The organism is Burkholderia sp. NRF60-BP8, from assembly GCF_001522585.2.
Lineage (GTDB): Bacteria > Pseudomonadota > Gammaproteobacteria > Burkholderiales > Burkholderiaceae > Burkholderia.
In genome coordinates this window covers 703,555-726,792 of the sequence record NZ_CP013373.1, presented here as the reverse complement: position 1 = coordinate 726,792, position 23,238 = coordinate 703,555, and the positions used below count along the sequence as shown (strand labels likewise).

General features: G+C 69.1%; 17 protein-coding genes. 10 read left to right on the top strand and 7 right to left on the bottom strand.

All coding sequences use genetic code 11. The annotated features are described in order from the left end of the window. Positions 1 to 6: 6 nt before the first annotated feature. The gene (gene grpE / locus WS54_RS16525; protein ID WP_034206475.1) at positions 7 to 552 is read right to left on the bottom strand and encodes a nucleotide exchange factor GrpE; all 546 of its coding nucleotides are present in this window, start codon (positions 550 to 552) and stop codon (positions 7 to 9) included. Between the two features lie 353 nt (positions 553 to 905). Here grpE and WS54_RS33990 point away from each other — a divergent pair, with 353 nt between their 5' ends. Beyond that, positions 906 to 1,067 carry a hypothetical protein gene (locus tag WS54_RS33990; RefSeq protein WP_006476841.1) on the top strand — a complete coding sequence of 54 codons (162 nt, stop codon included), beginning with the start codon at positions 906 to 908 and terminating at the stop codon, positions 1,065 to 1,067. On the opposite strand, the gene WS54_RS16515 is transcribed toward WS54_RS33990, so the two are convergent. From WS54_RS16515 to hrcA, 3 genes are all read right to left on the bottom strand, one after another. After that, positions 1,039 to 1,446, bottom strand: coding sequence for an RNA-binding S4 domain-containing protein (locus tag WS54_RS16515; protein WP_034206474.1), 408 nt, complete (start codon positions 1,444 to 1,446; stop codon positions 1,039 to 1,041). The two genes, WS54_RS33990 and WS54_RS16515, sit on opposite strands and share 29 nt — an antisense overlap. 89 nt (positions 1,447 to 1,535) lie before the next feature. Then, positions 1,536 to 2,600: a ferrochelatase gene (gene hemH, locus WS54_RS16510; protein ID WP_034206473.1), complete on the bottom strand. Its 1,065-nt coding sequence runs from the start codon at positions 2,598 to 2,600 to the stop codon at positions 1,536 to 1,538. A gap of 145 nt (positions 2,601 to 2,745) precedes the next feature. Continuing rightward, a complete protein-coding gene (gene hrcA / locus WS54_RS16505; protein WP_011544637.1) occupies positions 2,746 to 3,768 on the bottom strand; it encodes a heat-inducible transcriptional repressor HrcA in 1,023 nt (340 codons plus the stop codon). A gap of 131 nt (positions 3,769 to 3,899) precedes the next feature. Between hrcA and WS54_RS16500 the strand changes: the two genes are divergently transcribed. Continuing rightward, on the top strand, positions 3,900 to 4,802 hold the full coding sequence (locus tag WS54_RS16500; RefSeq protein ID WP_059779262.1) for an NAD kinase: 903 nt from the start codon (positions 3,900 to 3,902) through the stop codon (positions 4,800 to 4,802). 19 nt (positions 4,803 to 4,821) lie between these two features. Further along, positions 4,822 to 6,471, top strand: a complete 1,650-nt coding sequence (recN, locus tag WS54_RS16495; RefSeq protein ID WP_059779261.1) for a DNA repair protein RecN — start codon at positions 4,822 to 4,824, stop codon at positions 6,469 to 6,471. A gap of 100 nt (positions 6,472 to 6,571) precedes the next feature. Here the strand turns inward: recN and glnE are convergent, their stop codons facing one another. After that, on the bottom strand, positions 6,572 to 9,373 hold the full coding sequence (gene glnE / locus WS54_RS16490; RefSeq protein ID WP_059779259.1) for a bifunctional [glutamate--ammonia ligase]-adenylyl-L-tyrosine phosphorylase/[glutamate--ammonia-ligase] adenylyltransferase: 2,802 nt from the start codon (positions 9,371 to 9,373) through the stop codon (positions 6,572 to 6,574). Positions 9,374 to 9,605: 232 nt separating this feature from the next. Here glnE and WS54_RS16485 point away from each other — a divergent pair, with 232 nt between their 5' ends. The 5 genes from WS54_RS16485 to WS54_RS16465 all read left to right on the top strand — a co-directional run bounded on the left by WS54_RS16485 (position 9,606) and on the right by WS54_RS16465 (position 18,112). Then, positions 9,606 to 13,805 (top strand): YhdP family phospholipid transporter, encoded by a 4,200-nt coding sequence (locus WS54_RS16485; RefSeq protein WP_059779257.1) that lies wholly within the window; start codon positions 9,606 to 9,608, stop codon positions 13,803 to 13,805. 62 nt (positions 13,806 to 13,867) lie between these two features. Next, positions 13,868 to 14,695, top strand: coding sequence for a carbon-nitrogen hydrolase family protein (locus WS54_RS16480; RefSeq protein WP_034206468.1), 828 nt, complete (start codon positions 13,868 to 13,870; stop codon positions 14,693 to 14,695). An 85-nt stretch (positions 14,696 to 14,780) separates the two neighbouring features. After that, a complete protein-coding gene (gene tldD, locus WS54_RS16475) occupies positions 14,781 to 16,247 on the top strand; it encodes a metalloprotease TldD (RefSeq protein WP_034206467.1) in 1,467 nt (488 codons plus the stop codon). 398 nt (positions 16,248 to 16,645) lie between these two features. Continuing rightward, on the top strand, positions 16,646 to 17,719 hold the full coding sequence (aroG, locus tag WS54_RS16470; protein ID WP_059779255.1) for a 3-deoxy-7-phosphoheptulonate synthase AroG: 1,074 nt from the start codon (positions 16,646 to 16,648) through the stop codon (positions 17,717 to 17,719). 123 nt (positions 17,720 to 17,842) lie between these two features. Further along, positions 17,843 to 18,112 carry a type II toxin-antitoxin system Phd/YefM family antitoxin gene (locus WS54_RS16465; RefSeq protein ID WP_059779254.1) on the top strand — a complete coding sequence of 90 codons (270 nt, stop codon included), beginning with the start codon at positions 17,843 to 17,845 and terminating at the stop codon, positions 18,110 to 18,112. Positions 18,113 to 18,179: 67 nt separating this feature from the next. On the opposite strand, the gene hmpA is transcribed toward WS54_RS16465, so the two are convergent. Further along, positions 18,180 to 19,388, bottom strand: a complete 1,209-nt coding sequence (hmpA, locus tag WS54_RS16460) for an NO-inducible flavohemoprotein (RefSeq protein WP_059779252.1) — start codon at positions 19,386 to 19,388, stop codon at positions 18,180 to 18,182. 94 nt (positions 19,389 to 19,482) lie between these two features. Further along, positions 19,483 to 20,034, bottom strand: coding sequence for a cob(I)yrinic acid a,c-diamide adenosyltransferase (locus tag WS54_RS16455; protein WP_034206463.1), 552 nt, complete (start codon positions 20,032 to 20,034; stop codon positions 19,483 to 19,485). Between the two features lie 136 nt (positions 20,035 to 20,170). On the opposite strand from WS54_RS16455, the gene WS54_RS16450 reads away from it, so the two are divergent. Then, a complete protein-coding gene (locus tag WS54_RS16450) occupies positions 20,171 to 21,580 on the top strand; it encodes an FAD-binding oxidoreductase (RefSeq protein ID WP_034206462.1) in 1,410 nt (469 codons plus the stop codon). Between the two features lie 37 nt (positions 21,581 to 21,617). Beyond that, positions 21,618 to 23,111: an FAD-linked oxidase C-terminal domain-containing protein gene (locus WS54_RS16445; RefSeq protein ID WP_034206461.1), complete on the top strand. Its 1,494-nt coding sequence runs from the start codon at positions 21,618 to 21,620 to the stop codon at positions 23,109 to 23,111. The last annotated feature ends 127 nt before the right edge of the window (positions 23,112 to 23,238 follow it).

Sequence of the window (23,238 nt, the reverse complement as noted above, 5' to 3'; positions counted from 1 at the left end):
GCCGCCTTACTTCGGCTGGGCGACGGTGACGAGCGCCGGGCGCAGCACGCGGTCCGCGATCATGTAGCCCTTTTGCAGCACCGTGACGACGGTGTTCGGCTCCTGCTCGGCCGGCACCATCGAAATGGCCTGGTGCTGGTGCGGATCGAACTTCTCGCCGACCGGGTTGATCGCGACGACGCGGCCCTTCTCGAGCGCGCTCGTCAACTGCCGCAGCGTCAGCTCGACGCCTTCGCGCACCTTCGCGATGTCGCCGGAGGTATCGCTGACGGCCGCTTCCAGGCTGTCCAGCACGGGCAGCAGGTGTTCCGCGAAGCTCTCGATCGCGAACTTGTGCGCCTTCGACACGTCGTCCTGCGCGCGGCGGCGCACGTTCTCGGTCTCGGCCTTCGCCCGCAGGAAGCTTTCCTGGAGCTCGGCGACCTTGGCTTGAGCCTCCGCGAGCGCCGCGTCGGCGGCTTCGGCGGCGGGTGCGGCGCCTTGCGCCGCCTGCTTTTCGCTACCGATGTCTTCGGCCGATTGGGTAGCCGGGTTCTCTTGCGTGTTTTCCATGTCGCTGAAAGTCGATTAGAGGTTGAAGCCAAATCGGCAACCGTCGGACGTATACCCGACGGCACCGCACATTGGTGGTGCAAATAAGGGCGAAAACTGCGATTTCAAGAGGGTCTTTCGCCGACATTCGCCAATGCCGTGAAACAACCGCGCGTTTCCTGGTGCAGGCGTCGCATCGTTCGCCGGATCGGGCGAAACGGCCTGTAACAACGCTTACCCGGCAAGTACTAGCTCCGCACAGGCCCGCTGCACTACACTCCACTCAAGCGTCGGAAAAGCGTGTTTACCCCTAGCTGACCGCCGCCCGACATCCACCTGGCGCCGTTTTCACCCTTGTTCTCGAGGGGAGTACCGTGAAACTGACCTTTGCGATATCGGTGGTCGCGCTGGTACTCATTGCCGGCACCACCACCATCTGCCTGTCGGGAGCCGTCACCGACCGCACGACCGAATACGGAAGCGCGCGGGCGACGTTCGACCAGATGTTCAGCTCCCACCAGAAAATCTGTCGATGATGCGCCGGTCGCGCTTGGTCGGCCGGCCGTGCAGCCCGGCCGCCGGCTCGCGATACGTGCGGCGTCGCTCCAGTTCGGCGAGCCGCGCGGCCCGCCCCGCTTCCGTTTCCTCGTAGAGCGTCTGCGCGACGCTTGCGGGGCCGCGCACGTCGCACACGCCCAGCACGGCAATGTGCCAGACGATGCCGTCGATCGCAATCTCGACCTCGTCGCCCACTCGCACGTCCTTCGCCGGCTTGACCGCTGCACCGCCGATCTTCACGTGTCCCTTGTCGACCGCATCGGTCGCGAGCGAGCGCGTCTTGAAGAACCGGGCCGCCCACAGCCATTTGTCGATGCGCAGCTTCGCGCCCGGCTCGGTGGAAATCTTGTAGTTCATGTCAGTCTCCGCAGGGCCGCCCCAAGGAGGCTGACCGCTTTCCGGGAAAACGGCGAACGAAAAGCGCGTGGAAATCGTTTCATCTCGTCTCAACCGACCGTTTCGGGCTGCGCGGCCTTGACGGGCCAGCCCTGCAGATTCTCCGCGACGATCTCGCCGAGCGCGCCGATCCACGCGGACGCGCCGTTCAGACACGGAATGCGGTGGAAGGTCTTGCCGCCGCCGGCGAGGAACTCGTCGCGCACTTCCATGCCGATTTCCTCGATCGTCTCCAGGCAATCGGCCGTGAAGCCGGGACAGAACACGTCCGCCCGCCGCACGCCGGCCTCGCCGAATTCGCGCAACGTCGGCGCGGTGTACGGCTGCAGCCATTCGGCCTTGCCGAAGCGCGACTGGAACGTGACGCGGCATTCGGTACTCGACAGCCCGAGCGCGGCCATCAGCAACGCGCCGGTCTGCTGACACTGGTCGTGATACGGGTCGCCGAGGTCGAGCGTGCGCTTCGGCACGCCGTGGAAACTCAGCACCAGCTTGTCGCCGGCCGCGAAATCGGGCCGGCCATGCTGCGCCCAGTACTGGCGCACCTGTTCGGCCAGTGCATGGATATAGGCCGGATGGTCGGCGTAGTGCCGCACCGTGCGCACTTCCGGCTGGTTGCGCATGCGCGCGAGCGCGTCGAACGCGGCATCGAACGCGGTGGCCGTGGTCGACGCCGAGTATTGCGGATACATCGGCATCAACAGCACGCGCTCGACGCCCGCGCGCTTGAACTGCGCGAGCGCATGCGCAATGTTCGGGCTGCCGTAGCGCATCGCGTAGTCGACCGTCACGTGATAGCCGTTCGACACGAGCAGGTGCCGCACGCTGTCGGTCTGACGCTCGGTGTACACGCGCAGCGGCGAGCCCTCGGGCATCCAGACGGCCGCGTATTTCTTCGCGGAGGCACGGCCGCGCAGCGGCAGGATCAGCGTGCGCAGCAGCACCTGCCAGACGGCCTGCGGGATTTCGACGACCCGTGGATCCGACAGGAATTCGGCCAGGTAGCGCCGCACCGCGCGCGGCGTGGGCGCGTCGGGCGTGCCGAGATTGATCAGCAGCACACCGATGCGATGGGCGGCCGCGATGTTCGAAGGCGGCTCGAGATCGAAACGCATGGGCAAGGACGTGCTCGAGGCACGGGACCGGACGGCCCTCAATTATAGCGGGCCGCCCCGTGCCGTTCGGCCGACTGTCGCCACAAGCGGCGGCACGGCACGATAGCGGGGCGGGATCGGGCCGGCGATCGCCGGTTATTGCTGGCTATTGCTGGCTCAGCGTGAGCGACAGCAGGCGCGCGGTGATGTCGACGATCGGTATCACGCGGTTGTACGCCATCCGGGTCGGGCCGATCACGCCGAGCGTGCCGACGATCTGCCCGTTCACCTCGTACGGCGCGGTGACGACGCTCATTTCCTCGATCGGCACGAGCGTCGATTCGCCGCCGATGAAGATCTGCACGCCCTGGGCGTGGCTCGACACGTCGAGCAGTTGCAGGAGGCCCGTCTTTTGGTCGAATACGTCGAACAGCTTGCGCAGCCGCGCCATGTCGGACGACAGATCCGCCACTTCGAGCAGGTTGCGCTCGCCGGAAATCAGCACGGTGTCCTCGGTGTCGGGCACCTCGGTGCTGGCCGTCACGGCCGCGTGCATCAGCGTCGTCATGTCGCCGCGCAGCTGGTCGATCTCGTCGCGCAGGCGGCGGCGCACCTCGTCGAACGACAGCCCGGCGAAATGCGCATTGATGTAGTTGGACGCCTCGGTCAGCTGCGACGGCGAATAGTCGCGCGGCGTCGCGAGCATGCGGTTCTGCACGTCGCCCTCGGGCGTGACGATGATCAGCAGGATGCGCTTGTCGGACAGGCGCATGAACTCGATCTGCTTGAACACGTGGCTGCGGCGCGGCGTCAGCACGACACCCGCGAACTGCGACAGGTTCGACAGCACGCTCGCGGCGGCGGCGACCACCCGCTGCTGCGGCTCGCCGGCCTGCAGCGTGTTCTGCACCTGGCGCGCGACGGCCTCGGCGTCGATCGGCGCCTCGACCGTCAGCATCGTATCGACGAACAGCCGGTAGCCGCGCGGCGTCGGCACCCGGCCGGCCGACGTGTGCGGACTCGACACGAGGCCGAGCTCCTCCAGGTCGGACATCACGTTGCGGATCGTCGCCGGGCTCAGCTCGAGCCCGGAGTAACGGGACAACGTGCGCGATCCGACCGGCTGACCGTCGGCGATATACCGTTCGATCAGGGTTTTCAGGAGGGTTCGTGCGCGAGGATCTAGCATGGTGGAAAATTTTAGCGCAACCGCGCGAGCGCGGCGAGTGGCGTCGACCACCATTGCGCGGGCCGGCCCGATCCGGCCCCGTCGGCGCACAGCCGGTTCTTTTCGTCAACGAGCTATGGTGTAATGCCGGCATGAAAACCGGTAATCAGTTCAACACTGTCGCGCTCGTCGGCCGGAGCAACACGCCCGGCATCGCCGAGCCGCTCGCCACGCTGGCCGACAGCATCGCCACGCTCGGCTGCGAGGTCGTGTTCGAAGGCGAGACAGCACGCGAAATCGGCATCGCCGGGTACCCGGCGCTCACGCCGGCCGAAATCGGGGCGCGAGCGGACGTGGCGATCGTGCTCGGCGGCGACGGCACGATGCTCGGCATCGGCCGCCAGCTTGCGCCCTACCGGACCCCGCTGATCGGGATCAACCACGGGCGGCTCGGTTTCATCACCGACATCGCGGCATCCGACATGCAGGCGCTCGTGCCCGTGATGCTGGCCGGCAAGTTCGAGCGCGAGGAGCGCTCGCTGCTCGAGGCGCGGATCGTGCGCGACGGCGAACCGATCTACCACGCGCTCGCGTTCAACGACGTCGTCGTGAACCGCAGCGGCTTCTCCGGGATGGTCGAGCTGCGCGCGTCGGTCGACGGCCGCTACATGTACAACCAGCGCTCGGACGGCCTGATCGTCGCGACGCCCACCGGCTCGACCGCGTATGCGCTGTCGTCGGCCGGCCCGATCCTCCATCCGCAACTGGCGGGCATCGTGCTCGTGCCGATCGCGCCGCACGCGCTGTCGAACCGGCCGATCGTGCTGCCCGACGATTCGAAGATCGCGATCCAGATCGTCGGCGGCCGCGACGTCAACGTGAACTTCGACATGCAGTCGTTCACGTCGCTCGAACTGAACGATACGATCGAGGTGCGCCGCTCGAAGCACACGGTGCCGTTCCTGCATCCGATCGGCTACAGCTACTACACGACGCTGCGCAAGAAGCTGCACTGGAACGAACACGCATCGAACGAAGACGACAAGGCGTCCTGACGCCGCTCCGCCCGACACCATGCTCCGCCACCTCTCGATCCGCGACTTCGTCATCGTCGCCGCGCTCGATCTCGAATTCGACAGCGGCTTTTCCGTCTTTTCCGGCGAAACCGGCGCCGGCAAATCGATCCTGATCGACGCCCTCGCCCTCGCGCTCGGCGAACGCGCCGACGCGAGCGTCGTGCGCACCGGCTGCGGCCGCGCCGACATCACGGCCGAATTCACGCCGCACGACCGCGTCGCGCGTTGGCTCGACGAGCACGCGTTCGACGCCGAGGACACCGTGATGCTGCGCCGCGTGATCGACGCGAACGGCCGCTCGCGCGCCTTCATCAACGGCACCAGCGCGACGCTCGCGCAACTGCGCGAGCTCGGCGAGATGCTCGTCGACATCCACGGCCAGCACGCGCATCAGTTGCTGATGCGGCCCGACGCGCAGCGCGAGCTGTTCGACACGCACGCGGGGCTCGTCGCCGATGCCGCGAACGTCGCGCGCGCGTGGCGCGTGTGGCGCGACGCGACGCAGGCGATCGACGCCGCGAAGGCGCACGAGCGCGAGCTGCAGCTCGAACGCGAAAAGCTCGCATGGCAGCTCGCCGAACTCGACAAGCTCGCGCCGCAAGCCGGCGAGTGGGACGAAGTCAGCAACGAACACAAGCGCCTGTCGCATTCGGCGAACCTGATCGAAGGCGTACGCGGCGCGCTCAACGCGCTGTCCGAGTCCGACGACGCGATGCTCGCGCAGCTCGGCGCGATCGTGTCGAAGCTGCGCGGCCTGGCCGACTACGACACCGCGCTCGGCGATGCGCTCGCGTCGCTGGAGCCGGCCGAGATCCAGTTGCAGGAAGCCGTCTATTCGCTGTCGCACTATGCACAGCGCGTCGATCTCGACCCCGAGCGGCTCGCGCAGGTCGAAACGCGTCTCGACGCGCTGCACTCGACCGCCCGCAAGTTCCGGCTGCCGCCCGACACGCTGCACGAAGAGCATGCGGCGCGCCGCGCGCAACTCGCCGCGCTCGACGCGGCCGCCGATCTCGGCGCGCTCGAGGCGGCGCAGGCCAAGGCGCGGGAAGCCTATCTCGCCGACGCCAAACGCCTGTCGAAGGCGCGCGCGCAGGCGGCCAAGGCGCTCGGCGCGGCCGTCACGGCCGGCATGCAGGAATTGTCGATGGCGGGCGGAAGCTTCGAAGTCGCGCTCGTGCCGCTCGCAGACGGCGGCCCGCACGGGCTCGAGCAGGTCGAATTCCGCGTGGCCGGTCACCCGGGCGTGCCGCTGCGGCCGCTCGCGAAGGTCGCGTCGGGCGGCGAACTCGCGCGGATCAGTCTCGCGCTCGCGGTGATCGCCAGCGCGGCGAGCCCGACGCCGACGCTGATCTTCGACGAAGTCGATACGGGAATCGGCGGCGGCGTCGCCGAAGTGGTCGGCCGCCTGCTGCACCAGCTCGGGCGCGACCGCCAGGTGTTGTGCGTGACGCACCTGCCGCAGGTCGCCGCGCGCGGCGACCATCATTTCCAGGTGGCGAAGGGCGCCGACGAACGCGGCGGCACGGTATCGACCGTGGTTGCGCTCGACCGCGCCAGCCGGATCGAGGAGGTCGCGCGGATGCTCGGCGGGCTCGAAATCACGGCCACCACGCGCAAGCACGCGAAGGAAATGCTGGCGGCCTGACATTGCCGCCGCCTGTCCCGCTCGAGTCGAACGGGCTCGCCCATTCGGCTCGGGGCGGTAGGCGGATCGATGCCGCGCCCGCCCCGCTTTCCGCTTTCGTTCAAACGCCCGTTTCAACCGCGCCGAACACACGCGTCCACAGCGCCGTCACGGCCGCGCGCTCGTCCGCCACCACCGCCGGATCGACGCGCGCCTTCTCCATCCCGTCGAGCCGCAGCTTGTGCTGCAGCTTCCGATATTTACGGTACGCCGCGCCGACGCGCTCGGCCTCGTCCTCGCCCATCAGTCCGAAGCGCGCGACTTCGCGCAGCAACGCGATGTTGCCGGTATTGCGGATCAGCTCGGCGTCGCTCGACGCATGCAGCAGCACCCAGTACTGGACGATGAACTCGATGTCGACCATCCCGCCGCGATCGTGCTTCAGATCGAACAGCGCGGTCTGGTTCGGGTGGCCGGCAAACACCTTGCCGCGCATGTCGACGATCTCCTTCGCGAGCACGGCGCCGTCGCGCGGCGTCGTCAGCACCTGCTGGCGGATCGCCTCGAAATCCGCGCCGATTTGCGCGTCGCCCGCGCTGTAGCGGGCGCGCGTCAGCGCCTGGTGCTCCCACACCCACGCGGTGTTCGCCGCATCGCCCTCGCGCAGCTGATAGCGACGGAACGCGTCGAGATCGGTGACGAGCAGCCCGGCCTCGCCGTTCGGCCGCAGCCGCAGGTCGATGTCGAACAGCGCGCCCGCGCCGGTCGCGGTCGTGAGCCACGTGATCAGGCGCCGCGTGAAGGTCGTGTAGACGTCCGCCGAACGCTCGTCCGGGTCGTCGTACAGGAAGATCAGGTCGAGATCCGACGCATAGCCGAGCTCCTTGCCGCCCAGCTTGCCGTACGCGATCACCGCGAACTTCGGCACGTCGCGGTGACGCTTCGCGAGCTGCGACCAGACGACTTCGATCGTCACGTCGAGCACCGCGTCGGCCAGCTCGGACAGCCGGTCGCTCACGTGCTCGACCGACAGTTGCCCGGCCAGATCGATCAGCAGGATCCGGAACACCTCCGCATGCTGCGCGTGGCGCAGCAGGTCCATCTGCTGCTCGGGGCCGTCGGCCGCCGCGAGCCGCGCGCGCAGCGCATCCTTGAACGCGGGCCAGTCGAACGGGCTCGCGATCGCCTCGTCGTCGAGCAATTCGTCGAGCAGCTGCGGGTGGCGGATCAGGTAGCCGCCGCCCCAGCGCGTCGCGCCGAGCACCGACAGCACGCGGTCGAGCGCGGCCGGATATTCGGTCAGCAGCGCGAGATAGACGCCGCGCCGGCTGACCGTCTCCAGCAGGTCGAACAGGCGCACGATCGTGTCGTCGCGGCGCGCGGCGTCGATCTTCGGCGCGGCGTCGAGCGCGCGCTGCGCGACGCTGTCGAAGCGCTGCCGGCTCTTTTCCGGCAGCCCCGTATAGCGCGACGATTGCCAGATCGCGCGCAGCCGCGCGAGCACGGCGGCCGGATCGGCGAAGCCCAGGCCGTCGAGGCGCGCGACCAGCGCGTCGTCCTCGCCGTCGTCGGCCAGCGCGCCGCTCCAGATCCACGCGGCGGCCGTGTCGTCGCCGGCCGCGCACGGCGCGCCGCTCGCCTTGTCGGCGAAAATCTGGTCGAACTGCGCTTCGACGAACGTGCGGTGGCCATCCAGCACCGTCATCAGCGCCGCATAGTCGGCAAAACCGAGCGACGCGGCCAGCGCCGCGCGCTCGTCGGGCTCGACCGGCATCGCGTGCGTCTGTGCGTCGTTGCGATACTGCAGCCGGTGCTCGAGCGTACGCAGGAAGTTGTAGGCGTCGGTCAGGCAGGCGCATACGTCGTCGCCGATCAGCCCGCGCGCCTGCGCATGCCGCAGCACCGCGAGCGTCGGCCGCACGCGAAATCCCGCATCCTGGCCGCCGCGGATCAACTGGAACACCTGCGCGCTGAACTCGATCTCGCGGATCCCGCCGCGCCCAAGCTTGATGTCGTCGGCCTTGTCGGGCCGCATCGACGCGCGCCGCGCCGCTTCGTGCCGGATCTGCTGGTGCAGCGAACGGATCGCGCCGATCACGCCGAAATCGAGATAGCGACGGTAGACGAACGGCTTGACGATCGACTCGAGCTGCGACGCGAGCCGCTGCGCCGCGTCGCTGTCGCCTTCCGACACGAGCCGCCCCTTGATCCACGCATAGCGCTCCCACTCGCGCCCCTGCACGTAGAAATATTCCTCGAGCATGCCGAGGCTGCACACGAGCGGCCCCGAATCGCCGTTCGGGCGCAGCCGCATGTCGACGCGAAACACGTAGCCGTCGGCCGTGACCTCGGACAGCACGCCGATCAGGCGCCGGCCGAGCCGCGTGAAGTATTCCTGCGTGGACAGCGGCGAACGTGCGCCGCCGGTGGTCTCGCCGTCGTCCTCGTAGACGAAGATCAGGTCGATGTCCGACGACACGTTCAGCTCGCGGCCGCCGAGCTTGCCCATCCCGACCACGCCGAGCACGACGCGCTGGCCGTCGGCGCCGCGCGGCTCGCCGTACAGCGCCTCGAGTTCGGCCGACAGCAGTGCCAGCGAGCGCTGCACGGCCACCTCGGCGAGATCGGTCATCGCGCCCGTGACCTCGGCGACGTTCGCCAGCCCGCGCAGGTCGCGCTCCGCGACCGCACCGAACGCCTCGGCGCGCAATTGCCGCAGCGCGCGCTTCAGTTGCTCGTCGCCCGGCGCGGCCGTGCCGGCCGGCGTCGCGAGCAGCTCGGTCAAGCGCGCGTCGAGCTGCGCGCGGCCGAGCGGCGCGGCCGCCCACGCGGCGACCTGCTCGGCCAGCGCGGGTCGAGCGGCAGCCGCGCGGGCCAGATATCGGGAATAGGACGTGCTGATCAGGTCGGAAGCGTCGGTCATCGAGAAGCGGGCCTGGCGGAAAGGCCGGGGGCGGCGGGCCGGCGCGTGCGCGCCCCGCTGCCGACCGGCCCCATGGACTCGGCGCGGCGTCGCGACGGACGCTCGTGCGCCCGTCGCGACGCCGCGCGCCGGAAAGCCCGTGCCGCGCTGCCCCAACGGCCGCCGGCACGAACCCGTGTGATACATTTCAACGTCAGTCTGCAAAACTACCATATCGCCGCCCGTCCGCCGCATGTCCGACCGTCAGGAATCCGCCGTAGCTGCGCCCGAAGCGGGACCTCCGAAGCACGATCATCCGGTCCTGCGTCGCGTGTTCAGGGTGACGCTGGCAGTCGGGATCGGCACCTACTTCGTCGCGTCCGGCGCCCTCCTCGGGCTGCGCTACGTACTGCTGCCCCGCATCGACGAATTCCGCCCGCGCATCGAGCGCGCCGTGTCCGACAAGCTCCACGCGCAGCTTTCGATCGGCAAGCTTTCCCCGAACTGGTCCGGCATGCAGCCGGGCGTCGAACTCACGAACCTGACGATTCGCGGCCGTGACGGCCAGGTCGCGCTGTCGGTGCCGCACGCGACGGCCGCGCTGTCGTGGATGTCGCTGCTGCGGCTGTCGCCCGCGCTGTCGAGCCTGATCGTCGACCAGCCCGACCTCGTCGTCGCGCGCGCGGCCGACGGCTCGCTGAGCGTCGCCGGCGTCGGCGTGGCCACCACCCACGGCGGCAACGACACGTTCGGCACCTGGCTGCTGAAGCAGGAGGCGATCGTGCTGCGCGGCGGCACGCTGCGCTGGCGCGACGCGCAGCACGACGCGCCGGAGCTCGTGCTGTCGGGCATCCGGCTCGCGGTGCTCAACGACGGCCGCGTCCACAAGGCCGCGCTGCAGGCGCCCGCGAACGGCACGCTGCTGCTCGGCCCGCTCGATTTCCGCGCGCGCTTCAAACACAAGCCGCTCGCGCCGATCGGCAAGCCGTCGAACTGGACCGGCGACGCCTACCTGTCGACCGGCCCCGTCGACCTGCAGACGCTCACGCGCTATCTCGACGTGCCGCTCACGATCCACGCGGGCCGGATCGACAACGCGATCTGGGCGACCTTCGGCGACGGCCACCTGCGCTCGGCGGGCGGCGACCTGCAAGGCGCCGACGTCGCGCTGCGCGTGCGCCCGACGCAGCCGCGGCTCGACGTGCCGACGGTCGGCTTCGGCTGGGACATGGTGCTCGACGCTGGCCACGACTACACGCTGCACCTGACGCGCTTCAATGCGGAGCTCGGCCAGCCGCCGCTGCCGGACGGCACGCCGCTCGCCCGCTCGCTCGCGCTGTCGACGCTGACCGCGCGCTACCGCGTGCCGACCGCGAACCAAGGGCAACTGCTCAGCGTGGTCGGCGACCGCGTCGATCTCGGCATCCTCAGCGAATTCATCCGCGGGCTGCCGCTGCCGGCGCGCCTGCGCAACGAGCTGATCAAGATCGACCCGCGCGGGATGGTGTCGAACTATCACATCGAGGTCGAGCGCGCGAAACCCGCGCACGCCGATCTCGCCGACGAGGAGCGGCGCCTGGGCGCCGCGCCGATCGTCCGCTACCGCTTCCTCGGCGATCTGCAAGGCATCAGCTTCGCCGCGCAGGAGCCGCCGCCCGGCCTCTCGCCGCGCGGCCACCCGCGCGCCGGCTGGCCGGGCGTCGAGAACCTGTGGGGCCGCGTCGACGCGAACGAGACGGGCGGCGCCGCGCATATCGACACGGTCAACGCGGCCGTCACCGTGCCCGGCGAATTCGACGAGCCGCGCCTGACGTTCGACCGGCTGCGCGGCAATGCCAAATGGACGATCACGCCCGCGCCCGGCGACAAGCACGCGCGCGTCGACGTGTCGCTGCCCGACCTGCTCGTGTCGAACCCCGATGCCGAAATCGCGGTGTCGGGCTCATACACGAACCCCGGCCACGGCCGCGGCTCGCTCGACCTGCGCGCCGATTTCGCGCGCGCGTCGGTCGCGCGCATTCCGCGCTACCTGCCGACCGGGATGTCCGAACACCTGCGCGACTATCTCGGCCACGCGTTGCAGGACGGCAAGGTGACCAAGGGCGCGTCGATCGTCGCGCGCGGCCCGCTCGAGAAATTCCCGTTCGAACACGAGCCGGACGCCGGCGTGTTCCACATCGTCGCGCCGTTCACCGGCGGCCGCTTCGAGCCGACGCCGTACCCGCCGCGCAAGCTCGCGAACGGCACGCCGAGCGTCTGGCCCGCGCTCGACGGCATCGACGGCGTGTTCGAGCTCGCGCAGAACAAGCTGCGCTTCGACATCGAGCGCGCGCACTACAAGCGCGTCGCGCTGACGAAGGTCGCCGGCCGCATCGACGATCTCGGCAATCCGTCGCACTCGCCGCTGATCATCGACGGCCATGCGCAGGGCCCGCTCGCCGACCTGATCGACTACGCGGACAACAGCTCGCTCGGCACGATGAGCAACCACATCGGCCAGCGCATCGATGCGCAGGGCCCCGCGTCGCTCGCGCTCAAGATCACGATTCCGCAGCACGTCCCCCATCCGCACACGCACGTCGAAGGCACGCTCGCGTTCGGCGGCAACACGCTGTCGACCAGCGGCGTGCCGCCGCTGTCGGCCCTGCGCGGCAGCGTCGGCTTCACCGAGGCCGGCGCGTCGCTGCGCGCGCTGTCGGGGCACTTCCTCGGCGGCCCGGTGCGCGCGAACGGCAACTTCCAGTCGCACGGCCCGTACGCGGTGGACGTCGACGGCCGGCTCGCGCTCGACGCCGCGCGCGGCCTGAACCTGCACGGCGCGGCCGCCGCGCTGCTCGAGCACGTGGTCGGCGACGCGCCGTACAAGATCGCCGTGCGCGGCGCGCCGGGCCGCCTGCCCGACGTCAGCGCGCAATCCGACCTGACCGGCGTGGCGCTGAACTTCCCGGCGCCGTTCGCGAAGCCGGCCGGCACGCCGATGCCGTTCCGCTTCACGCTGCAGCCGGCGCCGCAGGCGGACGGCAAACGCCTCGAACACGCCGACCTGACGCTCGGCCCGGTGAGCGCGACCTACCTGCTCGACGCGACGCGCGGCCAGCCGCTGCGCGCGGTGCGCGGCGCGATGGGCATCCACCGGATGCCCGACATGCCGCAGGACGGCGTGAGCGCGGCCGTCGACGTCGGCGAACTGGACGCCGACGCGTGGCTCGCCCTCGCCCATACGCTGCAGCCCGACACGCCGCACGCGCCGGCGCCGCAGGCTGCGCCGCGCGTCGATGTCGCGAGCTTCGCGCCGAAGCGCTTCGCGTTCCATTTCGGCACGCTGAAACTGCTCAAGCGCAACTGGGAAAACGTGATCGTCGGCGCGTCGCACGTCGACGACCTCTGGCAGGCGAACATCGCGTCGAACCAGGTCTCGGGCTACCTGTCGTGGGCGCCGGGCGGCGGTCACAACGGTGCGGGCGTGCTCAACGCGCGGCTCGCGAAGCTCGTCGTGCCGCAGAGTTCGCAGCACGACCTCGTCGGCCGCGCGATGAACCTGCCGACGCCGGCCGACCGCCCGATGCCGTCGATCGACCTGATCGTCGATCAGGTCGTCGCGCGCGATCACGACATCGGCCGCCTCGTCGTCAACGCACGCAACATCGACGAAGACGGCACGCCCGTGTGGCAGCTCGACAAGCTGGAACTGTCGAACCCGGCCGCGAAGCTCACGGCGACCGGCAACTGGCGCACGTCGCGCCGCGCGCTCGCTCGCGGCGCCGACGAACCCGACGCGCCGCGCCGCACCGTGTTCGACTTCAAGCTCGACATCGACAACGCGGGTGCGCTGCTCGACCGCGTCGGCCTGCCGCGCACGCTCGCGGACGGTCACGGCTCGGTCACGGGCAAGGTCGGCTGGCGCGGCGGCCCGACCGCGCTCGACTTCCCGTCGCTCGGCGGCCAGGTCGCGGTCGACCTCGAACACGGGCAGATCCTGAAGGTCGATCCGGGCGCGGCGAAACTGCTCGGCGTGCTGAGCCTGCAAAGCCTCGCGCGCTTCCTGACGCTGAACTTCCGCGACGTGGTCGGCAAGGGGCTGCCGTTCGACAAGATCACCGGTACCGGCCGGATTTCGAACGGGATCGCGCGCACCGACGACTTCTCGATGATGACGGGCCCCGCGAACGTCACCGTGCGCGGCGCGGTCGATCTCGGCGCCGAGACGCAGGATCTGCATGCGCACGTCGCGCCGAAAATCAGCGCGGGCGCAGCCGCGATCGGCGCGGCCATCATCAACCCGCTGCTCGGCGTCGGCGTGCTGGCCGCGAACTATGCGCTGTCCGAGACGCTGTCGCGGGCGTTCGCGCTCGACTACGCGATCACCGGCTCGTGGGCGCACCCGCACATCGAGCGGGTGCGCGGCGATCAGGGTAAGATGAATCACGGTCCGGCCGATGCAGCGAGCCATTGAGCGCGCATCGAAGCGCGCAGGGTGCCGGGCCGCACCCCATTTATGACGCAACCGATTCCGCGATGACCGACCACGCCCGTTCCGCCACGCCCTTCCGGGTCGCCGCGCTGCAGATGGTGAGCACGCCGGACGTCACACGCAATCTGGCCGAAGCGCGCCGCCTGATCGCGGAAGCCGCCGGCGAAGGCGCGCAGCTCGTGCTGCTGCCCGAGTATTTCTGCTTCATGGGTCACCGCGACACCGACAAGCTCGCGCTCGCCGAACCGTACCGCGACGGCCCGATCCAGCACTTCCTCGCCGACGCGGCGCGCCGCCACGGCATCTGGGTGATCGGCGGCACGCTGCCGCTGAAGGCGCCGGAGCCCGATCGCGTGCTGAACACGACGCTCGTGTTCGATCCGTCCGGCCACGAGGCCGCGCGCTACGACAAGATCCACCTGTTCAACTTCGAGAAAGGCGACGAATCGTTCGACGAGGCGCGCACGATCCGCGCGGGCGACACGGTCGTCGCGTTCGACGCGCCGTTCGGGCAGGTCGGCCTGTCGGTCTGTTACGATCTCCGCTTTCCGGAGCTGTACCGCCGCATGGGCGACTGCGCGCTGATGGTCGTGCCGTCGGCGTTTACGTATACGACGGGCCGCGCGCACTGGGAAACGCTGCTGCGCGCGCGGGCCGTCGAGAACCAGTGCTACGTGCTCGCGGCCGCGCAGGGCGGCAAGCACGAGAACGGCCGGCGCACGTGGGGCCACAGCATGCTGATCGACCCGTGGGGCGAGATCGTCGCGGTCCGCGACGAGGGCGCCAGCGTCGTGCTCGGCACGATCGATCCGCAGCGCATCGCCGACGTACGCCAGAGCCTGCCCGCATGGCGGCACCGCGTGCTGACCTGAATCCGCCGCACCGCTTGACACGCCGTGCGGCCCACCCGTCTGCACGGCAGCACCCGACAACTTTTTGAGAACTCCCGATATCCGCATGAACATCATCGAACCCGGCATCCGCAACCTCGCGCTGGCGAAGGACATCCTGCTCACGCCGTACGGCCTCGACGAAAGCCTGCTCACGCGCACGATCGCCGACATCTTCACGCATCGCGTCGACTACGCGGACCTGTACTTCCAGGCGACCCGCAGCGAAGCGTGGAGCCTCGAGGAAGGCATCGTCAAGTCGGGCAGCTTCAGCATCGACCAGGGCGTCGGCGTGCGCGCGGTCGCGGGCGATCGCACCGCGTTCGCGTATTCGGACGACCTGTCGCCCGAAGCGATCGCGCAAGCCGCCGCCGCGACCAAGGCCATCGCGGCGGCCGGCGGCGGCCGCCAGAAGATCAGGGCAGCCACGTCGCTGACGGGCATCTCGGGCCGCGACCTGTACCTGCCGTCCGACCCGCTCGCGTCGCTCGACGCGACGGCCAAGGTCAAGCTGCTCGAACGCATCGAGCAGATGGCGCGCGGGCGCGACCCGCGCGTCACGCAGGTGATGGCCGGGCTCGCCGGCGAATACGACGTCGTGCTGGTCGCGCGCAGCGACGGCGCGCTCGCGGCCGACATCCGGCCGCTCGTGCGCGTGTCGGTCACGGTGATCGCCGAACAGAACGGCCGCCGCGAAATCGGCTCGGGCGGTGGCGGCGGCCGCTTCGACTACGGCTACTTCACCGACGAAGTGTTGTCGCGCTACGTCGACGACGCCGTGCACGCGGCGCTCGTCAACCTCGATGCCCGCCCCGCGCCGGCCGGCGCGATGACGGTCGTGCTCGGGCCGGGCTGGCCGGGCGTGCTGCTGCACGAGGCGATCGGCCATGGCCTCGAGGGTGACTTCAACCGCAAGGGCTCGTCCGCGTTCGCGGGCCGGATCGGCGAGCAGGTCGCCGCGAAGGGCGTGACCGTCGTCGACGACGGCACGCTGCCGAACCGCCGCGGCTCGCTGAACATCGACGACGAAGGCAACCCGACGCAGTGCACGACGCTGATCGAGGACGGCATCCTGAAGGGCTACATCCAGGACACGCTGAACGCGCGCCTGATGAAGATGCCGGTCACGGGCAACGCGCGGCGCGAGTCGTACGCGGCGCTGCCGATGCCGCGCATGACGAACACCTACATGCTGAACGGCGACAAGGATCCGCAGGAAATCATCGCGTCGGTGAAGAACGGCCTGTACGCGGTGAACTTCGGCGGCGGCCAGGTCGACATCACGAACGGCAAGTTCGTGTTCTCGGCGTCCGAGGCGTACATGATCGAGAACGGCAAGATCACCTACCCGGTGAAGGGCGCGACGCTGATCGGCAGCGGCCCGGAATCGCTGAAGTACGTGAGCATGATCGGCAACGACATGTCGCTCGACACGGGCGTCGGCGTGTGCGGCAAGGAAGGCCAGAGCGTGCCGGTCGGCGTCGGCCAGCCGACCCTGCGGATCGACAAGATGACGGTCGGCGGTACGGCATAACCGCATCGCGGTGCAGACAATCCGCGCTTTTTGACCAAAACGCGCGGATTGTCCGCATTTTTGACGATTCCCGGTTGCCAGCCGTCCAGGGACGGGGTATAAATTCCGAATCAACTTTTTTGACGAGCCGAATTTCCGTCATGTCCGCCAAGTTTTACTTTTACTTTTTTTGGTATCTCAGACCGCTGGCGGATCGAGAGGGTTGATGGCGCGTGAAGCGCAACCGAAATTCCCGAAAAAACCGCCGGCGAACCCGGCGGTTTTTTTTCGCCCTTCGCCAGCCGGTCGTCGCCGCAGCGGTCCCGCGGCCCCGACCGACACCACCGAATTGCCCGAATCGATGAATCCGCCGCACGCGCACTGACCGAACGGCGCCCCGGAAAACCAGGAGAAACAGCATGCCCCCGCACAACACCGACGACGTCCGCATTCGCGAACTCAAGGAACTGACGCCGCCCGCCCACCTGATCCGCGAATTCGCGTGCTCCGAAGCCGCGTCCGAGCTGATCTACCACTCGCGCCAGTCGATGCACCGCATCCTGCACGGGATGGACGACCGGCTGATCGTCGTGATCGGGCCGTGCTCGATCCACGACACGAAGGCGGCGATCGAATACGCGGGGCGGCTCGTGAAGGAGCGCGAGCGTTTCAACGGCGAACTGGAAATCGTGATGCGCGTGTACTTCGAGAAACCGCGCACGACGGTCGGCTGGAAGGGGCTCATCAACGATCCGCACCTCGACAACAGCTTCAAGATCAACGAAGGGCTGCGCACCGCGCGCGAGCTGCTGCTGCAGATCAACGAAATGGGGCTGCCGGCCGCGACCGAATACCTCGACATGATCAGCCCGCAGTACATCGCCGACCTGATCTCGTGGGGCGCGATCGGCGCGCGCACGACCGAGTCGCAGGTGCACCGCGAGCTCGCGTCGGGGCTGTCGTGCCCGGTCGGCTTCAAGAACGGCACCGACGGCAACGTGAAGATCGCGGTCGACGCGATCAAGGCCGCGTCGCAGCCGCATCATTTCCTGTCGGTGACGAAGGGCGGCCATTCGGCGATCGTGTCGACGGCCGGCAACGAGGATTGCCACGTGATCCTGCGCGGCGGCAAGACGCCGAACTACGACGCGGACAGCGTGAACGCCGCCTGCGCGGACATCGGCAAGGCCGGCCTCGCCGCGCGCCTGATGATCGACGCGAGCCACGCGAACAGCTCGAAGAAGCACGAGAACCAGATCCCCGTGTGCGCCGACATCGGCCGCCAGATCGCGGCCGGCGACGAACGCATCGTCGGCGTGATGATCGAGTCGCACCTCGTCGAGGGTCGCCAGGACCTGAAGGAAGGCTGCGCGCTGACCTACGGTCAGAGCATCACCGACGCGTGCATCGCGTGGGACGATAGCGTGAAGGTGCTCGAAGGCCTCGCGCAAGCCGTGAAGGCGCGCCGGGTCGCGCGCGGCAGCGGCAACTGAACGACGCCGGCAGGCTGACCGTATGGCGCAGCCTGCCGGCGCATTGGCCATGCGGCCAGCCTGCGGTTGGCGTGTCATTCCGCTAGACCAGCGAACATTGGCTGGCTGACCAGAGAAGCGACCATGCCGACCGTCAACATGCACGACGCCAAGTTGCGGCTTTCAAGCCTCGTCGAAGCGCTCGAATTGGGGCGCGAATCCGAAATCGTGATCGCCCGCAATGGCCATCCGGTCGCCCGAATCGTGCCTTACGCCGCGCCGAAGCGGATCGGCGCGGCGCGTCAGCTGCTTGCCGGATCGAACATCCCGACCGGCGTCGAGGCATTCAATGCGGGCGACGAATCGATCGCTGCCGACTTCGATGCCAGCGCGGACCAGGAACTCGCGCCGTAAAGCTGCTGCTCGATACGCAATCGCGCTCTGAGCGGCGTTGCGTGGGCCGAAACCGGCCGTTGGATCCTCACTCGAGCGCACCCGACCCGAAGATCTCGGTATTCACGCGTTCCGGCGCGACGCCGAGCGCGACAAGCGCGTCGCGCTGCGCCTTCATGAACGCGACCGGCCCGCAGACGTAGTAGTCGGCGTCCGGCACCAGCGCGTACTGCTGCACGCGTTCCGGCGTCAGGCGCCCTTCGAGATCGTGATCGACACCGGCGCGGTCGTTCGGGCCGACCCGTTCGTACAGCACCGTGCGCTTCACGTTCGCGTGCTCGCGCGCCGCGTCGTTCAGCCAGTCGCGGAATGCGTGCACCGCGCCCGAACGGCATGCGTGGATGAATCGCACATCGCGCTTGCTGCCTTCGGCGATCAGCGTCGATGCCATCGACATCATCGGCGTGATGCCGACCCCGCCCGAGATCAGCACGACCGGCGTATCCGCGTCGCGCTTCAGCGAGAAGTCGCCCATCGGTGCGGTCACCTCGACGATCGCACCCTCTTCCACGCCGTCGTGCATCAGCGTCGATACCTTGCCGGCCGGGATCGCTTCGGCCTTGCCGGCCTCGCGCTTCACCGAGATGCGCAGCCACTTGCCGTGCGGCGCATCGGACAGGCTGTACTGGCGCGGCTGGTCGACGCCGAGATCGCCGATGAAGCGCTTCACGGTGAGGTACTGGCCCGGCTCGAACGTCGGCGCCGCGCCGCCGTCGGCGGGCGTCAGGTAGAACGACGTGATCTCGTCGCTTTCGCGCACCTTGCGCGCGACCTTGAACGGACGGAAGCCGCTCCACGCGGCGTTCGCGTACAGATCGGCCTCGGCGCCGATCATGATCTGCGCGAGCTGGCCGTACGCGACGCGCCACGCTTCGAGCGTGGCGGCATCGACCGCGTCGCCGAGCACTTCGACGATCGACGCAAGCAGGTTCTCGCCGACGATCGGGTAGTGCTCGGGGCGAATGTTCAGGCTCGCGTGCTTGTGCGAGATGCGCGCCACCGCGCCGCCGAGCGCGCCGAGGTTGTCGATGTTGGCCGCATACGCATAAACGGCCTTCGCGAGCGTTTCGGGCTGGCTGCCGGTCTTCTGGTGCGTCTGGTTGAACAGGTTCTTCAGTTCCGGATGACGCGCGAACATGCGCTGATAGAAATGCTTCGTGATCGTCGCGCCGTGCTCGGCGAGGACGGGGGCCGTGGCCTTCACACGGGCCATCTGGTCAGCGGTGAGGTGGGTCATGTGCGTTCTCCGTTAAACATGCTCATACAATACATGTTTAAAAACGAACGCCCGCCGGACAAATTGTCGCAGCGCGCAAAAACGTGGCGGCGCGCTAGCGGACGCGCCCGCGCTCCCACAGCACGTCGGCGCCGCCGCCGGCGCGGTTCAGCACGCGCGCCAGCACGAACAGCAGGTCGGACAGCCGGTTCACGTACCGCCGCGGGGCATCGTTGAGCGCGTCGCCGCGCCCGAGCGCGACGATCGAGCGCTCCGCGCGGCGGCACACGGTTCGGCAGACGTGCGCGAGCGATGCGGCGCGCGAGCCGGCCGGCAGGATGAATTCCTTCAGCGGCGGCAGCGTCGCGTTGTAGTCGGCGAGCCACCGGTCGAGGCGCGCGAGATGCGTATCGTCGAGCACCGTGTGGCCGGGAATGCACAGCTCGCCGCCGAGATCGAACAGGTCGTGCTGGATCGTGACGAGCGCCGTGCGCACGTCGTCCGGCAACGGCTCGGCCAGCAGCACGCCGAGATTCGAGTTCAGTTCGTCGACGTCGCCGATCGCGGCGATCCGCGCGTCGTCCTTGCCGATGCGCCGCCCGTCGCCCAGCCCGGTGGTACCGTCGTCGCCCGTGCGCGTCGCGATCTTGCTCAAGCGGTTGCCCATGCGAATGTCCTCTCGTGCGCGGCCGCCACGCGGCCCGGTTGGCTGGAACGCGATTATCGCAGCCCGCGGCGGCAGGCGCAGCGGACGTTACAGCGTAGAATGAGCCGACAGCATGAAAAGTAGTCAGGAGACATTCGTGAATCACCCTGCCCCGCCGGCCGCCACGCGCCGCCCGCTGCCCCCCGCCATGCTCGATGCGCTGCGCGCCGCTTTCGGCGAGCGCGTGTCGACCGCCGACGCGGTTCGCGCCCATCACGGCCGCGACGAATCCCCGTTCGATCCGCAACTGCCCGACGCCGTCGTGTTCGCGCGCAGCACCGACGACGTGCGCGAAGTCGTGTCGCTGTGCTCGCTCTACGGCGTGCCGCTGATCCCGTACGGCGCCGGCTCGTCGCTCGAAGGCCACCTGCTCGCGGTGCGCGGCGGCGTGTCGCTCGACCTGTCGGACATGAACCGCGTGCTGTCGATCAACGCCGAAGATCTCACGGTGACGGTCGAGCCGGGTATCACCCGCAAGGCGCTCAACGAAGCGTTGCGCGACACCGGCCTGTTCTTCCCGATCGATCCGGGCGCCGACGCGAGCATCGGCGGGATGACCGCGACCCGCGCGTCGGGCACCAACGCCGTGCGCTACGGCACGATGCGCGAGAACGTGCTCGGCCTGAGCGCGGTGCTCGCGGACGGCCGCGTGGTGAAAACCGGCTCGCGCGCGCGCAAGTCGTCGGCCGGCTACGACCTCACGCGGCTGTTCGTCGGGTCCGAAGGCACGCTCGGCGTGATCACCGAGATCACGCTGCGCCTGCATCCGCTGCCCGAGGCCGTGTCGGCCGCGATCTGCACGTTCCCGACGATGGGCGACGCGGTCCGCACGGTGATCGAGACGATCCAGATCGGCGTGCCGATCGCGCGCGTCGAATTCGTCGACGCGCTCGCGGTGCGCTCGATCAACCGTCACTCGAACCTGACGCTGACCGAAGCGCCGACGCTGTTCTTCGAATTCCACGGCACCGACGCCGGCGTGAAGGAACAGGCCGAACTTGTGCAGGCGCTCGCCGGCCAGCATTCCGGCCAGGGCTTCGAATGGGCGACGCGCCCCGAGGATCGCACGCGGCTCTGGTCCGCGCGCCACAACGCGTACTTCGCGATGCTGCAGTTGAAGCCCGGTTGCCGCGCGGTGACGACCGACGTGTGCGTGCCGATCTCGCAGCTCGCCGCGTGCGTCGAGGAAACCGAGCTCGACCTGCGCGCGTCGTCGCTGCCCTGCCCGATCGTCGGGCACGTCGGCGACGGCAATTTCCACGTCGCGATCCTGATCGATCCCGACAAGCCCGAGGAACTCGCCGAAGCCGAACGCATCAACGACCGGATCGTCGAGCGCGCGCTGCGCCTGGGCGGCACCTGCACGGGCGAGCACGGCGTCGGGCTGCACAAGATGCGCTTCCTGCCGAAGGAGCACGGCGACAACGCCATCGACACGATGCGCGCGATCAAGCTCGCGCTCGATCCGCGCAACCTGATGAATCCGGGCAAGATTTTCACGTGCTGACACGGCGGCGCGACGCCGCGCCCACGCAGGAGACCTCATGAACGCTCCCGTCGAACTGTCGAGCGCCGCACGCGCGCAGCGCCAGCGCGAAGTCGTGCAGGCGCTGATGGCCGTGCTGCCGACGCACTGCCTGCTGTACCGCGACGAGGACACGGCGCCGTACGAATGCGACGGCCTGTCCGCGTACCGCCGGCTGCCGCTCGCGGTCGCGTTGCCCGAGACGGAGTCGCAGGTGCAGCGGATCGTGCAGATCTGCCGCCGCATGGAAGTGCCGATCGTGCCGCGCGGCGCCGGCACCAGCCTGTCGGGCGGCGCGCTGCCGATCGCGCTCGGCGTCGTGCTGTCGCTCGCGCGCTTCACGCGCATCGTCGAAGTCGACCCGTACGCACGCACGGCGACCGTGCAGCCCGGCGTGCGCAACCTCGCGATCTCGGAAGCGGCCGCGCCGTACGGCCTGTATTACGCACCCGACCCGTCGTCGCAGATCGCCTGCACGATCGGCGGCAACGTCGCGGAAAATTCCGGCGGCGTCCACTGCCTGAAATACGGGCTGACCGTGCACAACGTGATGCGCGTGCGCGCGGTGACGATCGACGGCGAGATCGTCGAGTTCGGCTCGCTCGCACTCGACATGCCGGGCCTCGACCTGCTTGCCGTGATGATCGGCAGCGAAGGGATGTTCGCGATCGTCACCGAGGTCACGGTGCGACTGATCCCGAAGCCGCAGACCGCGCAGCTCGTGATGGCGAGTTTCGACGACGTCGTCAAGGGCGGCGAGGCCGTCGCGGCGATCATCGCGTCGGGCATCATCCCGGCCGGGCTCGAGATGATGGACAAGCCGGCGACGCAAGCCGTCGAGGCGTTCACGCACGCGGGCTACGACCTCGACGCGAAGGCGATCCTGCTGTGCGAATCGGACGGCACGCCCGAAGAAGTCGCCGAGGAAATCGTGCGGATGACGGCCGTGCTGCGCGAACACGGCGCGACGCGCATCCAGGTGTCGCGCAACGAAAGCGAACGGCTGCGCTTCTGGTCCGGCCGCAAGAACGCGTTCCCGGCCGCCGGCCGCATTTCCGCCGATTACTACTGCATGGACGGCACCGTGCCGCGCCGCGCGATCGGCCCGCTGCTCGCGCGCATCGAGCAGCTCGAGACGCGCTACGGGCTGCGCTGCATCAACGTGTTCCATGCGGGCGACGGCAACATGCATCCGCTGATCCTCTACAACGCGAACGATCCGGACGAGCTGCACCGCGCCGAGCAGTTCGGCGCGGAGATCCTCGAATGCTGCGTGGAATTCGGCGGCAGCGTGACGGGCGAGCACGGCGTCGGTATCGAAAAGCTCAATTCGATGTGCGTGCAGTTCTCGCCGCAGGAGCGCGATGCGTTCTTCGCGGTCAAGCGCGCATTCGATCCGGCCGGGCTGCTGAACCCGGACAAGGGCATCCCGACCCGCGCGCGCTGCGCCGAATACGGGCGCCAGCACGTGCGCGGCGGGTTGCTGCCGCACCCCGACCTGCCGCGCTTCTGAGCGGCGCGCGCGGGTCGCGGCCCGCACCGGCGGCCGCGGGGCGCGGGTCCGCCGTGCCCGCGCGGCGCGTTCGCGTGCCGGCCGCACATGCCGGCTGCGGGACTGGGCTTAGGGATAGTCGCGATGT

Excerpts from the sequence above, each read along its gene's own strand:
- grpE (WP_034206475.1), bottom strand. The coding sequence starts at position 552 with ATGGAAAACACGCAAGAGAACCCGGCTACCCAATCGGCCGAAGACATC.
- WS54_RS16515 (WP_034206474.1), bottom strand. The coding sequence starts at position 1,446 with ATGAACTACAAGATTTCCACCGAGCCGGGCGCGAAGCTGCGCATCGAC.
- hemH (WP_034206473.1), bottom strand. The coding sequence starts at position 2,600 with ATGCGTTTCGATCTCGAGCCGCCTTCGAACATCGCGGCCGCCCATCGC.
- hrcA (WP_011544637.1), bottom strand. The coding sequence starts at position 3,768 with ATGCTAGATCCTCGCGCACGAACCCTCCTGAAAACCCTGATCGAACGG.
- WS54_RS16500 (WP_059779262.1), top strand. The coding sequence starts at position 3,900 with ATGAAAACCGGTAATCAGTTCAACACTGTCGCGCTCGTCGGCCGGAGC.
- recN (WP_059779261.1), top strand. The coding sequence starts at position 4,822 with ATGCTCCGCCACCTCTCGATCCGCGACTTCGTCATCGTCGCCGCGCTC.
- glnE (WP_059779259.1), bottom strand. The coding sequence starts at position 9,373 with ATGACCGACGCTTCCGACCTGATCAGCACGTCCTATTCCCGATATCTG.
- WS54_RS16485 (WP_059779257.1), top strand. The coding sequence starts at position 9,606 with ATGTCCGACCGTCAGGAATCCGCCGTAGCTGCGCCCGAAGCGGGACCT.
- WS54_RS16480 (WP_034206468.1), top strand. The coding sequence starts at position 13,868 with ATGACCGACCACGCCCGTTCCGCCACGCCCTTCCGGGTCGCCGCGCTG.
- tldD (WP_034206467.1), top strand. The coding sequence starts at position 14,781 with ATGAACATCATCGAACCCGGCATCCGCAACCTCGCGCTGGCGAAGGAC.
- aroG (WP_059779255.1), top strand. The coding sequence starts at position 16,646 with ATGCCCCCGCACAACACCGACGACGTCCGCATTCGCGAACTCAAGGAA.
- WS54_RS16465 (WP_059779254.1), top strand. The coding sequence starts at position 17,843 with ATGCCGACCGTCAACATGCACGACGCCAAGTTGCGGCTTTCAAGCCTC.
- hmpA (WP_059779252.1), bottom strand. The coding sequence starts at position 19,388 with ATGACCCACCTCACCGCTGACCAGATGGCCCGTGTGAAGGCCACGGCC.
- WS54_RS16455 (WP_034206463.1), bottom strand. The coding sequence starts at position 20,034 with ATGGGCAACCGCTTGAGCAAGATCGCGACGCGCACGGGCGACGACGGT.
- WS54_RS16445 (WP_034206461.1), top strand. The coding sequence starts at position 21,618 with ATGAACGCTCCCGTCGAACTGTCGAGCGCCGCACGCGCGCAGCGCCAG.